This is a genomic window from Hymenobacter sp. BT559 (genome assembly GCF_016427535.1).
In the GTDB taxonomy this organism is placed as follows: Bacteria; Bacteroidota; Bacteroidia; order Cytophagales; family Hymenobacteraceae; genus Hymenobacter.
Genome location: NZ_JAELXV010000002.1, coordinates 77,249 through 92,610, shown reverse-complemented (window position 1 = coordinate 92,610; position 15,362 = coordinate 77,249). Strand labels below are relative to the sequence as shown.

The window sequence follows — 15,362 nt, the reverse complement described above, 5'->3', positions numbered from 1 at the left end:
CGCCCTAAGCTACGACCGAAAGCCCTCCTGCCAGTGTTGCTTCATCACGGCCTGCATTTGGTCGTGCACCAGGCCGTTGGTGGCTAGCGTTTCGCGGCTGAAAACGGGGTCGCCGTCTTTGAGCCACTGCGTGACGCGGCCGCCCGCCTCGCGCACCAGCAAAATGCCGGCTGCCACGTCGTAGGCATTGATGTTGAACTCGAAGTAGCTGTCAAAGCGCCCGCAGGCCACGTAGGCTAGGTCGGTAGCTGCCGAGCCCCAACGACGGATGCCGCGCGAGTGCTGGGCGTACTCTTTGAGGATGGCCATGTAGGCTTCCATGTGGTCGAACTTGTAGAAGGGCAAGCCGGTGGCAATCAGCGTGTCTTCAGTGCTGGCAGCAGTGCTCACCCGAATGGGCTTGTCGTTCAGGAAAGCGCCTTGGCCCTCGGCCCCACGGAAGCACTCGTCGCGGCTCACCTCATACACCACACCTAGGACGGGCACCACGCCCCGCGCCAGGGCCACGCTCACGGCGAAGCACGGCAGGCCGTGGATGAAGTTGGTGGTGCCGTCGAGCGGGTCGATTATCCAGCGGTACTCGGTGCTTTCGTCAGAGTTGGCCACGGTGCCTTCCTCGGTTACGAAGCCAGCTTCGGGGAAGAGCTTTTGCAGGCCCTCTACCAGCATTTTTTCCGACTCTTTATCGACGTAGGAAACGAGGTCGTGCAGGCCTTTGGTCACGATTTTCGACTGGTCGAAGCTGCTTACTTGCTCACGGATGAAAGCGCCGGCTTGGCGGCAGAGGTCAGCTACGGACTGCGAAAGTTGGAGGAGGTCGGGGGTCATTTATAAGGGGTATTTTGGATATTGCATCAACCTGTTATTGCAAGGAGGCACGACAAAGCATCGCATCAAAACGAGCCGCTTTAGTGCTCTTCAAATGCAATTGTTCTGCTTGATGCGCAGCATGCTGTGCTTCCTCGCAATGACAGGCGTTTGCCAGTTTGGTTTTGAAAATTTTAATTCTTGCGCACCAGTGGCCCTACTAGCGCACCTAGCAGCAGGAGCACGGCCAGCCCCTGCGCCCCGCGCCCGATGAGCTCGCCATAGCGCACATAGAAGGTTAGCTCGTCGTTGAGGTGCACGGTGGCGCGGCTGGCGGCGCCCACCCACCAGCCGGTGCGCTGGGTGATGTTGCCGTGCTGGTTTACAAAGCCCGAGATGCCTGTATTGGCCGAGCGGGCTACATCGCGGCGGGTTTCGATGGCACGCAGAGCGCCGTACACGAGGTGTTGCTCGTGGCCGGGCGAGTCGCTCCACCAGCCATCGTTGGTGATGATGCCGAGTAGGTTAGCTCCGTTTTTGGCATACTGGCCAATGAAGTCGCCGTAAATGCTTTCGTAGCAGATGATGGGCGCGAGCCGGATGGCCGGCGTCGTAGGCGCCTGAAAAACAGTGCGCTCGTCTTGCGAGCCGTAAGAGCCCACAATGCCCCCTAGGTCGATGTTAGCCAGTAAACCCGCCAGCGCGGGCGGAATCTTTTCGACGCCCGGCACCAGGCGTGACTTGTGGTAAAACTGCGCCGGGGTAGTAGCATCGGCAAAGAAGGCGGCCGTATTGTACACGTCGTAGTAGCCCACATCGTCGCGGAAGCGGGCTGTAGCGGAAGCGTGCTCCTTGTCGGGATAGCGCCCAATGGAGGTGACACCCGTGAGTAAGCTTAAGCCAGGGTGCCGCGCCAACAGTTCGCGCCGGATGCGCTGTATCTGCGGCTGCTGCTCGAAAGTGGATTCGAAAAGCGCCTCTTCCAGCGTGGTCTCGGGCCACAGCACCAGCTTGGTTTGCGGCGTCAGGTTTTGCTCGGTGCGTTCAAGCAGGCGGCGTAGTTGCTCCTCGCGGGGAATGAACTTCGGGTTTTCGGGAAATTTCTCCTGATAGGGGTCGATGTTGGGCTGAATAACCAGGACTTCAGCGGCAGGGCCTTTTTCCTGGTAATTATGGCCAATGGTCAACGACAGCGTAATGGGTAGACCTACCGCAAGTACTGGCCAGCTGCTCGCCCAAACCGGCATTTTGCTGCGATTAAAGATGGCCCAAAACACCAAGATATTTACGACCCACACCCACACCGAGCCACCTAGAAAGCCGGTGTACTCATACCACTGCACCCAGCCGGGCACGCTGGCAAAGCCGTTGCCAAGCGTGAGCCAAGGCCAGGTGAGGTCCCAATGCAAGTGTAATTGCTCAAAAGCTATCCAGTAGATGGGCAGTGACAGGTAGCCTATCGCCGACCCTAGGCGCTCTTTGGTGCGGCGAAATGCCATGAGCGGCAGGCACATAAGCGCCGCATTGAGCACCACGGCCGCAATGCCGCCACCTAGGGTACTGTAGCTGACCCACCAGGTGGTGAAGACATTCCAGAGCACCAAGAACAGGTACGTCATGGCAAACACTCGTCCGCGCCGGGCTCCTTGCTGGGTTAGCACCTGTTCGAGGCGTAGGTAGGGCACAAAACCCAAGAACAATAGCAGCGTGAGTGGCGCCGGATGAATAGGCCAGCCCGCCCACAGCAGCGCGGCCCCCAGCAAGGCCAGCAGGGGCGGCGACTGCCCCAGCCGACCTAGGGCGCTAGTCGGCGTCGTCAGGGTCGGGGGCGTCGGCTGCGTCGTCGTCGGAGTCATCGTATTTGCTGCGTTTCTCGAGTTTGGCACCTTCTATTACCAGTACAATTTCGCCCTTGATGGCGGGGCGGGCGGCCAGGGTAGCGGCCAGCTCGCCGAGCGGGGCGGTAAGCGTTTCTTCAAAAAGCTTGGTCAGCTCGCGGCTGACGGAAGCCGGACGCTCAGGGCCAAAAACTTCGGCCAGCTGCGTGAGGGTTTTCACGATGCGGTGCGGCGACTCGTAAAAAATCAACGTGCGCGTTTCGCGGGCTAGTTCACGCAGGCGGGTCTGGCGGCCCTTTTTAGCGGGCAAAAAACCTTCGAAGGAGAAACGCTCGGCCCCGAAGCCCGACTTGAGCAGGGCGGGCACAAAGGCCGTGGGGCCGGGCAAGCACTCCACTCGCAACCCCTGGGCCAGGCACTCGCGCACCAGCAAAAAGCCGGGGTCGGAGATGCCAGGCGTGCCCGCATCGCTTACGAGCGCCATGCGCTCGCCCTTGGCTAGGCGTTCGAGCAGGCGGGGCACCACCTGGTGCTCGTTGTGCAAGTGATAGGCTTGCAGCGGCTTTTTGATTTCGAGGTGCTGCAGGAGCCGGCCGCTGGTGCGGGTGTCTTCGCAGAGGATGAGGTCGGCTTCGCCGAGCACCCGGATGGCCCGCAACGTAATGTCTTCGAGGTTGCCAATAGGCGTGGGCACAAGGGTAAGGGCAGCGGCTTCAGGCATAGAGCAAAGGTAGGGCGGCTGGTGCTTAGTGCTTGGTGCCTAGTGCGTAGGCATTTTCTGCGCTTTCAACTCTATGCACTAAGCACCAAGCACTAAGCACCCAACCAACAACCCAAACGGCCGAACCTAAGTAAACCCCATTACCAATTTGCTAAGCCCTCCCCTATCATGTCTGTCGACCCTAACAACCGTCCCATCCGCGTCATCAACGACGATACGACTGAAGAAGAATTTGCCGCTGGCCTGCGCATCCCCAATGCCGACCCGCCTAAGAATGAGGCCGCCCGCGGTGGCTTCGGCAACCGCGAGGGCAAGGAAGGCTACGGCACCGACAGCAGCGAAGGCGTAACGGCTACGGCCATGAACGCTCGCACCGATGCTCCCGACGACCAGCAGCCCGGCGACAACATGCGCCGCGCCGACGAGGGCGCCGACCAGCGCCGCAACCAAGACCTACCGAGCCCCGACGACGAACGCGACGAAGAGGGCCGCCGCCCCCGCCGCGGCCCCGCTGATGAGCTAGAAGCCGACGACCTGCGTCAGGGCCCCGACGAAATGGAAGATGCCGACTCGCACGTAGGCATGGGCCAAATGGCTCCCAAAACGCCTAAGCCCATCACCGGCACCGATACCAATGCCGAGCTCACCGACCCCGGTGCGCAAGATTCGGCCATTGACCAAGGCTTTTGATTTAATGGTTAATGGTTAGTTGTTAATGGTTAATTGACCAGTGACAGCCAATCATTAACCACTGACAATTCACCATTAACAATTAATCATCATGGCAGACCATAAGTCAAATAAGCAGGGCGAGTCGCACCAGGGCGGCCCCAACGTAGCTCAGCAAGCCGCCGGCACCGGCGAAGACAACGATAAAGGGCGCGACGAGCAGACCGAAAAGCGCCTGCGCGAAGAAGCTCAGGATGCGCCACATACGCACCCCAATCGCTAGCCCTAGCGGCGTCGCGTATTGTTTTAACCTTTAATTACATCTCCCATGGCTACCCACCACACTGAGCAGAACCAAGAGTCGCAGACCAACAAAAACCAAGCTGGTATGCCCGAGCAGCACAAAGCCGACGCGCTGCCTGCTGGTAATCTCGACGAAGCCACCGAAGAGCGTCTTGCTGAAGAGGCCGAAGACGCGGGTGTTCGCCATCCCAACCGCGGCCACAACAAGCCCGACAACGGCAAAGGCAGCTACGCCTAGGTCAGCTAATTTGCCCTGAATGGAATGAAGCCCCGTGCCCTTGGCCGGGGCTTTTTCGTATCCTTTCTCTACTCTTAGGCCCCAAACCCAGCAAAATATGGCTCGTCGCTTTGCCGCTACCGACCTGCACGGCTGCTTGCATACCTTTCGCTACCTAGTAGAGCACGAGCTGCGCCTGCGCCCCGCCGACACGCTATACCTGCTGGGCGACTATGTGAACAAAGGCCCCGACAGCCGCGGCGTGCTCGACTACCTGATGCAGCTGCAAGCCTTAGGGTACCAAGTGCATTGCCTACGCGGCAACCATGAGAAAGAACTACTCGACACCATCCACGGCACCCCCAATGCTAACCACATGTGGAAGCTAGAGGCCGAGCGCAACATGGTGCTCGCCAGCTTTGGCGTGGCCCAAGCTACTGACATTCCGGTCCACTACGTGGCCTGGATGCAAGCCTTGCCGCTAGAGTTGGAACTACCTGATTTCGTGCTGGTGCACGCGGGCTACAACTTTGCCTTGCCACCAGCAGAAATGCGCCACGATGAGCACAGCATGCTCTACACCAAGCATTTTGTGTTCGACCCCTCGCGCCTAGGTGGCAAGCGCCTACTACACGGCCACGTGCCCACACCTGTGGCCAATATAAAAGCGAGTGTAGTCGCCAAAAACGGCGCCATTGGTCTGGATGCGGGCGGCGTGTACCGTCACAACTCCGAGCTGCGCCACCTCGCCGCCCTCAACCTCGACAGCTGGGAGCTGCACCTGGTAGAAAACCGGGAAGAAGCCTATCCCATTGTCAAGCGCTAAGGCCTAGGCCTGCCTAGACGGCTGCTATTATTCGCGGGCGGGCTACGGCATCCCGCGCGAGGCGGTTGTACTTTTGGGGCCATGCAAGCCACTGCCCCAACCCTCGCCCCCGCTGCCGTGCACGACACGGCTGTTTTCGCTCTCATCGAGCAGGAACGCCAGCGCCAAACCCACGGCCTTGAGCTCATTGCCTCCGAAAACTACGTTTCCGACCAAGTAATGGCGGCGCAGGGCTCGGTGCTCACCAATAAGTATGCCGAGGGCCTACCCGGCAAGCGCTACTACGGTGGCTGCGAAGTGGTAGACCAAGTAGAGCAGCTCGCTATCGACCGCATCAAGGAGCTATTTGGGGTGGCCTGGGCCAACGTGCAGCCCCACTCGGGTGCGCAGGCCAATGCGGCCGTGATGCTGGCCTGCCTCAACCCCGGCGACAAAATCCTGGGCTTTGACCTCAGCCACGGCGGACACCTCACGCACGGCTCGCCCGTCAACTTCTCGGGCAAGCTCTACCAGCCTAGCTTCTACGGCGTAGAAAAAGAAACCGGCCTCATCGACTGGGACAAAGTAGTAGACACCGCCCGCCGCGAGCGCCCCAAGCTTATCATCTGCGGAGCTTCGGCCTATTCGCGCGACTGGAACTACGAGGCCCTACGCCGCGCTGCCGACGAGGTAGGCGCCCTGCTGCTAGCCGATATTTCGCACCCCAGCGGCCTCATCGCCAAGGGCTTGCTCAACAATCCCTTCCAGCACTGCCACATCGTGACCACCACCACGCACAAAACGCTGCGTGGCCCTCGCGGTGGCCTCATCATGCTGGGCCAGGACTTCGACAATCCGTTTGGCCTGAAGACGCCCAAAGGCGAAACGCGCCCCATGTCGGCCCTGCTCGACTCGGCCGTGTTCCCCGGCACCCAGGGTGGCCCGCTCGAGCACGTTATTGCGGCTAAGGCGGTTGCTTTTGGCGAGGCCCTAGGTGAAGGCTACACCAAGTACGCCCACCAAGTGCAGAAAAATGCCCAGGCGCTGGCGAAGGAATTCCTGAACCGCGGCTACGACATCATTTCGGGCGGCACCGACAACCACCTGATGCTCATCGACCTGCGCTCGAAGGGCTTAACGGGCAAACTGGCCGAAAACACCTTAGTACAGGCCGACATTACCATTAACAAGAACATGGTACCGTTCGACGACAAGTCGCCGTTCGTGACCAGCGGCATCCGGATTGGCTCGGCCGCCGTAACTACCCGCGGCCTGGTCGAAACTGACATGGCGCGCATTGTGGAGCTCATCGACGAGGCCCTCATGCACCACGCCGACGCTAGCCGCCTGGCTGGCGTGCGCACCCAGGTCAACGAGTGGCTGCAAGGCTACCCGCTGTTTCAAGCCTAAGCTGACTAGTAAGAAAGGCGCGTAGTGCCGAACGCATTACGCGCCTTCTTCCTTCTCACCTTACGCTCCTACCTATTACTCGAACTACTCTTGGCTTCCCCCACTCAAAAGTTTCAGCAGAACCGCGCCATCGCCGAGGGCGAAGCGGAGATGTCTTTCATCGACCACCTAGAAGCGCTGCGCTGGCACATTATCAGGTCGGCTATCGCGGTGGTGGTGTTTTCGCTGATTGCCTTCTTCTCGAAGGAATTTTTGTTTCATGACCTCATCCTAGGGCCGTCGCGCAACGATTTCTGGACTTACCGCATGCTGTGTAAGCTGGGTAACTTGGTCGGTTCGCAAGACCCTTGCGAAAACCAAGTTAATTTCATCATCCAGAACCGGGAGATGAGTGGGCAGCTGGCCATGCACATCAGTACATCGTTTATCGCAGGCATCTGCATGACGTTTCCGTACTTATTCTGGGAGCTGTGGCGGTTTGTGAAGCCAGGCCTGTACCCGCACGAGCGCAAGAACTCGCGGGGAGCCGTGTTTTTTGTATCGGTGCTGTTCGTCCTAGGTCTACTTTTTGGCTACTATATCGCCGCGCCGCTGAGCATCAACTTTCTAGCTTCGTACACTGTAGACTCGACCATCGAGAACCAGATTGACTTGCAGAGCTACCTAAGCACGCTCACCACCATGACGCTCTCGTGCGCCTTCGTGTTTGAGCTGCCCATGATAGTGTTCTTCCTGGCCAAGGCAGGCCTTGTGACGCCCGAGCTGATGATACTCTACCGCAAGCACGCTATTGTAGTCATTCTCATCATCGCGGCCGTCATTACACCGCCCGATATCTCGGCCCAGATTATCGTTACCATTCCGATTCTGCTGCTCTACGAGCTTAGCATTTACATTGCCCGCGCCGTGCGCCGTGAGCGCACCGCCGAGCTAAATGCCGAGTTAGCCCGCCAGCAAGGGACTGGGGCCGCCTAGGTCCTAGCTAGCCATCAAAAAAGGGACCTGCTTCTACATGAAGCAGGTCCCTTTTCTTTTGCTCAAACGCAACACAACTTATTGCTACGGCACATAGGCACCTCTCTGCCCCTATCGGCGCTGGTATACGCCTGGCTGGTTGGCTACTGCCTCGTAGCGGCCAAAAACACCCGGCAGCAGGTAGCGCAGCGAAGGCATCAGGCCGCGCTGGTCAATGACATAGGCCGGCAACTGGCCATCGAAGCTAGCCGCAATGCGCACCACCGCCGCATACTCGTTGAGGTGGCCAAAGTCCTCCTCGGCCAGTGGCCAGTCGAGGTACGGCCGCGCGGCGGGGTGCGAAAGGTAAGGCCGGCGGTCGGGGCCGAGCACCAGCACCGGGCCAGCGGCACCTAGGCGGCTGTAGGCCGGCGCAGACTGAGGCGCAAAGCGGCTTTCGGCGGGTAGGCGCAACAAGCCTTGCAAGCCGGGCACCAGCTCGCGGTAGCGCAGGGCCCACACGCTGCCTAGCACCACCAGAAAGAGTAGCTCGGGCGCCCACCCGGCCCGGCCGGGTAGCTTTTGCCACAAGAACAACCCGAAATACGTGAGCGGCGGCAGCAGCAGCACCAGCGAGCCGGGCGCCAGCCCGCGGCCCACTGCCAGCACCGCCAGCGCCACCAGCAGCCACACCAGCATCAGTTGCCGAAACTTAGCCTGAAACACCAGCCCTAGAGCGGTACTACCCGTGCGCACCAATGCTAATAGTAGCAACACGGCGGGCCCCACCAGCAGCGGCCACGCTACGGCCGGCGGCAGGCCATCCACACTGGCCACGTGCACGCGCAAGCCGCGCTCGAGGTGCAGCTCTACAAAGCTGGGCAGCGCGCCGACGTACAAAAACACCGTGGCTACCAGCGCGTAGGGCGACAAAAACCCACACACTAGCAGCAGGGCACTCCGAAAGGAGTTGGCCGCAAAAATGAGCACCGCAAACAGCCCTAGGGCCACAAACAGCCCCAGCGGCAGGTAGCACAACGCCGCCAACCCAATCAAAAACCCCGCCCGAAACAGGCGCCGGTTGTCGTAGCCCTCGCGCGAAGTAGGCAGCAAGGCACTGAGCGCAAAGATGATAAAGGTATGCCCAATGAGCAGCGGCGACAACTCATCGAGCTGCGTGCTCAGGCTGCCCACCACTAGGTAGGTAAGCGCTGCCAGGTAGCCCCGCTCGGGGTGCACGTCGGCCCGGTTGAGCACATTGTTGAGGCGTAGGGCTTGGATGAGCAGGATGGCCAGCGCCCCGGCCCGGTACAGCAGCACCGGGCGGTTCCAGGCCAGTTCGAGGGCACCGGCGGCGGCGGCGGCCAGCGGGGCAGTACTATCGTAGAGGTCGCGGTAGGGCCAGGCCCCCGCCCCTACGCCCTCGCCCAGCAGCAGCAGGCGCAGCTCGGCGGCCGACACGGGCAGGCCCAGCCACAGCAGCGGTAGCCGCAGGGCCAGCACCAGCACGAGCAGCACGAGCAATTGGGCCGGGAGGGTGCTTTTAAAAAAACGCAGCATTCGTTACTAGTGCTTGGGGCCTGGCGCTTGGTGCCTAGGCTAGCCAAGTAAGGTGCAAAGGTCGTTTTAGGGAATCTAAATTTGATACTGTGTCCTAGGTAGCCTAGCAACCGCAGGCAGGTTTTGGGCACTAACAGCCAAGCACCAAGCACCAACCCCTAACCAAGAGTACCTTTGCAGCTTTAGTATGGAAAGCAAACGACAACAAAAAATGGCCAGCTTGCTGCAGCAGGAGCTGGCCCAAGTGCTGCAGCGCGACCTGCCGCACCTGTTTGGCGGGGGGCTAGTACCCAGCATTAGCGCCGTGCATGTGACGCCCGACCTAGCCGTGGCCCGCGTGTACCTGAGCCTGCTTCTCGGCAATGATGCCGCCGAGCGCATCGAAACGATTCGCGAGAACACCAAAGAAATTCGCCACGCCCTAGGTAAGCGCATTCGCAACCAGGCCCGCGTAGTGCCCGAGCTCACCTTCTTCCACGACGACAGCGCCGCTTATGCTGCCCACATGGACCAAGTGCTGAGCAAGCTCGACATTCCGCCCGCCCCGCCCGAAGACGAGGACGACTCGGATACTACCGACGAACGGCCGCGCTTATTCCGGTAAGGGCGGCCTGTAGCCGCCCGTTTGCTAGTTCGTTTTATAGCCACTTCACCCACGGGCGCGTGCGACGCGCCCCTCCTATGTACTACGACCCGATTAAGCGCAGCCTCGGCAATGTGTTCAACCGCTCGCCGTGGCTGCGGCGCTTGTTTTATAACCTACTCGACCTCTTGCTGTTGCGCACCTGGCACGTGCACCGCGAGCTGCGCCAGTGGGCCAAGGGCCGCACCCGCGAGCCGCTCGACATTCTGGATGCTGGCGCGGGCTACGGCCAGTACACGTACTGGCTGAGTGGCCTTAGCAGCCTGTGGCGCATCCTGGCCGTGGATGTGAAAGAAGAGCAGGTACAGGACTCCAATAATTTTTTTCGGGCCATTGGCCGCCCGCAGGTGCAGTTTGCGGCACAGGACTTGGTACTGTACCAAGAGCCCAATTCTTTTGACCTAGCGCTGTCGGTCGATGTAATGGAGCACATTCTGGAGGACGTAGAGGTGTTTCGCAACATCCACGCCTCGCTCAAGGATGGGGGCATGCTGCTCATCTCGACCCCCAGCGACCAGGGCGGCTCCGATGTGCACGCCGACTCCGAAACCAGCTTTATCGAGGAGCACGTGCGCGATGGCTATAACATCCACGAGATTCAGCAGAAACTGCGCACCGCCGGCTTCGAGCGCATCGAGGCCCGCTACAGCTACGGCGAGCCGGGCCAGATTTCGTGGCGCCTGAGCATGAAATACCCAATTTTGATGCTGGGCAAGTCACGACTATTCTTCTTATTTCTTCCATTTTACTACGCTGTTACGTTCCCTTTCTGCTTGCTGCTCAATTGGCTCGACGCTAGAGGCAAGCACGACTCGGGCACTGGCCTCATTGTGAAAGCGTGGAAGTAGAGCCACAGATGTAACGGAGAAAACGAGTGTGGTGTATGCTCGTTCCGAATCAGGTTCTAGAAATCAACAGTTAGTAGGAGGCAGAACCGCATAATATCCGTTTTATCCGTTAAGTCAGTTAAATCTGCGGTCTCGTGAACGTTCCCTTGCTCATTGCCAAGCGCTACTTTCTTTCCAAGAAAAAGCGTAATATCATCACCATCATCTCCAATATTTCGATGGTGGGGGTGGCAGTGGGCACTATGGCGCTCATCGTGGTGCTGTCGGTTTTTAATGGCCTAGAGGACCTAGTGCGTTCGCTCTACGGCAAGTCGGACCCCAACCTGGCCATTACGGCCGTGCAGGGCAAGTCTTTCGAGATGACGCCCGCGCTGCTGGCTAAGGTGCAGAACACGCCCGGCGTAGCGCTGCTCACCGAAGTCATCGAAGACAATGCCCTGCTGCAATACCACGACCGCCAGATGGTGGTGAAGATGCGCGGCCTGTCGGAGAACTACTTTGGCCAAAGCCCTATCGACTCTAGCATCAAGGCCGGCGACCACCGCCTGCGGCGCGGCGACCTCGAATATGCTCTCGTGGGCGAAGGCGTGCAGCACGAGCTCAGTATCACGCTCGACAACCGCCTAGCCCCGCTCAAGCTTCTGTATCCGCGCCAGGTGCCGGGCCGCAAAACGCTATCCATCAATCCCGACCAAGCGTTCAATGAAGAAAACATCCTGGCGGGCGGCATCTTCCACATCGAGCAGCACCTCGACGATAGTTACCTCTTTGTGCCCTTAAGCTTTGCGCAGCGGCTACTCAACTATGGTAATCGCCGCACCGCGCTCTACGTGCGGGTAGGCACTAGCTTTAAGCTCGATGATGTAAAAGACGAGTTGCGCGAGAGCCTAGGTAGCGGATTTGTAGTGCAAGATTCGGACGAGCAGCACGTTAGCTTGCTAAAAGCAATTAAGATTGAGAAGCTATTCGTGTTCATCACGTTTGCATTCATTCTGCTTATCGCTTCACTCAACATCTTTTTTTCGCTCTCGATGCTGGTCATCGACAAGCGCAAGGACATTGCCGTGCTGCTGGCCATGGGCGCGAGCGAGCAGACAGTCCGCAAATCGTTTTTGCTGGTAGGGGCCATTGTGGCGTTGGTGGGCGCAGTGTCAGGGCTGGTGCTAGGCGTCACTATTTGCTGGGTGCAGCAAACATTTCACATCGTGAGCATGGGAATGGCCACCAGTATTGTGGACTCGTACCCAGTAAAAATGCAAGCCGCCGACATTTTCTTTATCTGTTTGGCTATCATTGCCATTACCCTAGCCGTTTCTATCCGCCCGGCACTAAATGCGGGGCGCATGGACGTGAAGGAGAACCTGTAAGCCAATTTACTAGTCAAAACGGGCGAACACAACCTTGCTTTATTGAGTAAGCTGAGCCGATGTGCATTTTTGGCTTTGAGACCTAACTTGCACGTTCTCGTGTTCGGCTATGACTGTTTCTACTTCTCTTCCTTTTCAACTTGTTTATTCGCTGTTTGCTCACGAATACCTAGGTCACCTGTTTTCGGCGCACGTTGTGCAGCTGGGGCCCCGGGGGCAGCTCACGCTGCAACACCAAATGGTATCGAGCAAGAACGCACCCGAGTTTGCCGAGGGCCTAGAAGATGACGACTACGAGCTGATTAAGCTTTGCGACGAGCTGCAGCAGGAGGCAGTAATCAAAGAATTTTGGCCGCGCAAAATCACGACGGCCGAGTTTTTTCTAAAAACCTACCACCCCGAAAAAGGCGATAAGCCTTTGCAGGAAGCCATTGCCCGCTACATCCAGACGCGGCTGGCCAAGCTGCTGACTGGGTTGCAAGAAAAGAAAGTGTTTATCATGGGCCGCGACGGCGAGCCTACCTGGCGCGAGCTCAAGCTTGCCCCTAATCCGGCTTCTATCCTGTTTCACTTTCGGCGCAATGAGGAGGGTACGCACTACTTCCCTACCATTCAGTACCAGAATCAGAAGCTTGATTTTCAATTTAAAAACGCTGTCTTAGTGTGCCAGCAGCCGGCGTGGCTGATGGTCGATAATGTGCTGTACCATTTCCGCCACGATGTGGATGGGCGCAAGCTGCTGCCGTTTTTGAACAAGAAGTTTATCGTGGTGCCGCGGGCCGTAGAGAAGAATTACTTCCAGAAGTTCGTGGCCCCGCTCATGGAGTCGTTTGACGTGCACGCGCGCGGCTTCGATATTCGCACCGAGCGCTACCTAGCCCGGCCCCAGCTCACGTTTTCGGACGTGCCGCCCGCACCCGCCGCGGGCACGCCTGTGGTGCCCGTGCGCCCGCCCGGCCCACCTAGGCGTGGCCGGGTGCCGCTGCCTAAGCCCGTGGTAGTGCCCGGCGCCGGCACCGATGAAGCTCCGTTGTTTTTCAACCTCACTTTCCGCTACGGCGCCTACGACCTGCCCCTTACGCCGCCGCGCCCCATGAGCGTGCAGCTAGAGGAAGATGCGGACTCATACATTTTCCGCCGCCTGCTGCGCTCGGCCAAGGAAGAAAACGACCGCGCCGACGAACTACGCCAGCGCGGCCTGCCCCTCGACGCCGAGGGCCACGCCTCGCTGCCCAAGGCCGAGGCCTTCCGCTGGCTGCACGACAATGCGCCAGCACTAGGTGAGCTCGGCTTTCAGGTGCAGGGCAGCGAAACGGCTAGCCAGGATTATTTCATTGGCCCTGTGCGGGTTGAGGTGGGCATCGAGGAGCGTGGTGATTGGTTTGACGTGCGCGGCACGGTGTGGTTTGGCGAGTTTGCCGTGCCGTTTATCCGGCTGCGGCCCTACATTTTGCAGCGCCGCCGCGAGTATCGGTTGCCCAACGGGCAAGTCGCGTTCATCCCTGATGAGTGGTTTACTGACTACCTAGAGCTGTTCGCGTTTGCAGAAGAAACCGAAGGTCAGCCGCTAGCCCTACGCCGGCACCACCTGTCGTTAATTAATGACCTAGAGCAGGATAACCTTGCTACCGTCACGCTCACGCGCCGCCTCGAAAAGCTACGTGACTTTGCGGCGGTAGAAGACCGGCCGCTACCAGTGGGCTTCCGGGGCACGCTGCGGCCCTACCAGCAGGCGGGCTACAACTGGCTGCGCTTTGTGCAGGACTACCACCTAGGTGGCTGCCTGGCCGACGATATGGGCCTGGGCAAGAGCGTGCAAACGCTGGTGATGCTACTCGAACGCCAGGAAAGCGGCGCCAGCCAGGGTGCAGCCTCGCTGCTCGTGCTACCTACTTCACTGGTTTATAACTGGATGGCGGAGGCGCGTAAGTTCACCCCCAGCCTGCGGCTGCTCGTGTACACCGGCACCTACCGCGATAAAAACGTGGCCCAGTTTGCCGACTACGACATCGTGCTGACCAGCTACGGTATCGTGCGGCTCGACACCGAGCTGCTGGCGAGCTACCAGTTTGACTACGTGATTCTGGACGAGTCGCAGGCCATTAAAAACCCCTCTTCGACTACGGCACAGGCCGTGCGGCAGCTGCGAGCGCGGCACCGGCTCATCCTCACCGGTACGCCGGTGGAGAACAGCACGATGGACCTGTGGTCGCAAATGACCTTTATTAATCCTGGTCTGCTGGGCACGCAGGCGTTCTTCCGCAAGGAATTCGTGAAGCCCATCGAGAAGAACCAGGATGAGAGCCGCACCAAGAAGCTACACGCGCTCATCAAGCCCTTCGTCCTGCGCCGACATAAAGCCCAAGTAGCCAGCGAGCTGCCCGAGAAAACCGAGCACCTCAGCTATTGCCCCCTCACGGAGGAGCAGGCGCAGTTTTACGAGGAAACCAAAAGCTTTTACCGCAATAAAATCCTCGAAAGCCTGGAGGGCCACGCGCCTACACCGGCCGGCGGCACTCAACTGCTGCTGCTGCAAGGCCTCACGCGCCTGCGCCAAATAGCCAACCACCCACGCCTCGCCGACGACAAATACGAAGGCGAATCGGGCAAGATGCGCGAGATACTGCGTATGCTCCGCAGCGTTATTGCCGAGGGACACAAGGTACTGGTATTTAGCCAATTCGTACAGCACTTGGCTCTAGTACGTGCGGGCCTCGACGAGCGCCAGCTCAGCTACGCCTACCTAGACGGCCACACCCGCGACCGCCAGGCCGAAGTAGAGCGCTTTCAGCACGATAAGAACCTTAAAATCTTCCTTATCAGCCTCAAAGCGGGCGGTGTAGGCCTCAACCTCACGGCCGCCGACTATGTCTTCATCCTCGACCCCTGGTGGAACCCTGCGGTGGAAGCCCAGGCCATTGACCGCGCCCACCGCATTGGGCAGCAACGACCCGTCTTCGTCTACAAGTTCATCAGCCAGAACACAGTAGAGGAAAAAATCCTAGCCCTGCAACGCCGCAAGCTGCAATTGGTGAGCGACTTGATAACAACCGATGAGGCCGTGATTAAGTCGCTGACGCGGGAGGATATCGAGGAATTGCTGGGGTAAGCGAAAATAAGAAGGCAGGCCTTTAGGGCGTTAGGAAGCGGAATAGCCCGTTTCCTAACGCCTGTTTTTTTGGCGCGTATGTTGCAAATCCGTCGCTTGTCGTTACTTGCG

14 protein-coding genes are annotated in these 15,362 nt (G+C 59.2%); 10 read left to right on the top strand and 4 right to left on the bottom strand.

The genetic code is table 11. From position 1 onward, the window contains the following. Nucleotides 1-9: 9 nt before the first annotated feature. The 3 genes from JAO77_RS07070 to rsmI all read right to left on the bottom strand — a co-directional run bounded on the left by JAO77_RS07070 (nt 10) and on the right by rsmI (nt 3,366). On the bottom strand, nt 10-828 hold the full coding sequence (locus JAO77_RS07070) for an inositol monophosphatase family protein (protein WP_198989639.1): 819 nt from the start codon (nt 826-828) through the stop codon (nt 10-12). Between the two features lie 173 nt (nt 829-1,001). Then, a complete protein-coding gene (lnt, locus tag JAO77_RS07065) occupies nt 1,002-2,663 on the bottom strand; it encodes an apolipoprotein N-acyltransferase (protein WP_198989638.1) in 1,662 nt (553 codons plus the stop codon). Then, nucleotides 2,611-3,366, bottom strand: coding sequence for a 16S rRNA (cytidine(1402)-2'-O)-methyltransferase (gene rsmI / locus JAO77_RS07060; protein ID WP_198989637.1), 756 nt, complete (start codon nt 3,364-3,366; stop codon nt 2,611-2,613). Before rsmI ends, lnt begins: the two co-directional genes overlap by 53 nt. Before the next feature lie 168 nt (nt 3,367-3,534). Between rsmI and JAO77_RS07055 the strand changes: the two genes are divergently transcribed. The 6 genes from JAO77_RS07055 (at nt 3,535) to tatC (ending at nt 7,745) form a co-directional block, all read left to right on the top strand. Next, the gene (locus tag JAO77_RS07055) at nt 3,535-4,056 is read left to right on the top strand and encodes a hypothetical protein (RefSeq protein WP_198989636.1); all 522 of its coding nucleotides are present in this window, start codon (nt 3,535-3,537) and stop codon (nt 4,054-4,056) included. 91 nt (nt 4,057-4,147) lie between these two features. Next, nucleotides 4,148-4,318 (top strand): hypothetical protein, encoded by a 171-nt coding sequence (locus JAO77_RS07050; protein WP_198989635.1) that lies wholly within the window; start codon nt 4,148-4,150, stop codon nt 4,316-4,318. Nucleotides 4,319-4,363: 45 nt separating this feature from the next. Then, nucleotides 4,364-4,576, top strand: coding sequence for a hypothetical protein (locus JAO77_RS07045; RefSeq protein WP_198989634.1), 213 nt, complete (start codon nt 4,364-4,366; stop codon nt 4,574-4,576). 97 nt (nt 4,577-4,673) lie between these two features. Beyond that, a complete protein-coding gene (locus tag JAO77_RS07040; protein ID WP_198989633.1) occupies nt 4,674-5,381 on the top strand; it encodes a metallophosphoesterase family protein in 708 nt (235 codons plus the stop codon). A gap of 81 nt (nt 5,382-5,462) precedes the next feature. Continuing rightward, the gene (gene glyA / locus JAO77_RS07035) at nt 5,463-6,770 is read left to right on the top strand and encodes a serine hydroxymethyltransferase (RefSeq protein ID WP_198989632.1); all 1,308 of its coding nucleotides are present in this window, start codon (nt 5,463-5,465) and stop codon (nt 6,768-6,770) included. A 90-nt stretch (nt 6,771-6,860) separates the two neighbouring features. After that, nucleotides 6,861-7,745 carry a twin-arginine translocase subunit TatC gene (gene tatC, locus JAO77_RS07030; RefSeq protein WP_370549839.1) on the top strand — a complete coding sequence of 295 codons (885 nt, stop codon included), beginning with the start codon at nt 6,861-6,863 and terminating at the stop codon, nt 7,743-7,745. Between the two features lie 111 nt (nt 7,746-7,856). Here tatC and JAO77_RS07025 read toward each other — a convergent pair whose 3' ends face one another. After that, the gene (locus JAO77_RS07025) at nt 7,857-9,284 is read right to left on the bottom strand and encodes a hypothetical protein (RefSeq protein WP_198989631.1); all 1,428 of its coding nucleotides are present in this window, start codon (nt 9,282-9,284) and stop codon (nt 7,857-7,859) included. A 211-nt stretch (nt 9,285-9,495) separates the two neighbouring features. On the opposite strand from JAO77_RS07025, the gene JAO77_RS07020 reads away from it, so the two are divergent. From JAO77_RS07020 to JAO77_RS07005, 4 genes are all read left to right on the top strand, one after another. Then, on the top strand, nt 9,496-9,888 hold the full coding sequence (locus JAO77_RS07020; protein WP_370549837.1) for a ribosome-binding factor A: 393 nt from the start codon (nt 9,496-9,498) through the stop codon (nt 9,886-9,888). A gap of 77 nt (nt 9,889-9,965) precedes the next feature. Further along, nucleotides 9,966-10,775 (top strand): class I SAM-dependent methyltransferase, encoded by an 810-nt coding sequence (locus JAO77_RS07015; protein WP_198989630.1) that lies wholly within the window; start codon nt 9,966-9,968, stop codon nt 10,773-10,775. A gap of 134 nt (nt 10,776-10,909) precedes the next feature. Next, nucleotides 10,910-12,142 carry an ABC transporter permease gene (locus JAO77_RS07010; RefSeq protein ID WP_198989629.1) on the top strand — a complete coding sequence of 411 codons (1,233 nt, stop codon included), beginning with the start codon at nt 10,910-10,912 and terminating at the stop codon, nt 12,140-12,142. 109 nt (nt 12,143-12,251) lie between these two features. Continuing rightward, on the top strand, nt 12,252-15,251 hold the full coding sequence (locus JAO77_RS07005) for a DEAD/DEAH box helicase (RefSeq protein ID WP_198989628.1): 3,000 nt from the start codon (nt 12,252-12,254) through the stop codon (nt 15,249-15,251). The last annotated feature ends 111 nt before the right edge of the window (nt 15,252-15,362 follow it).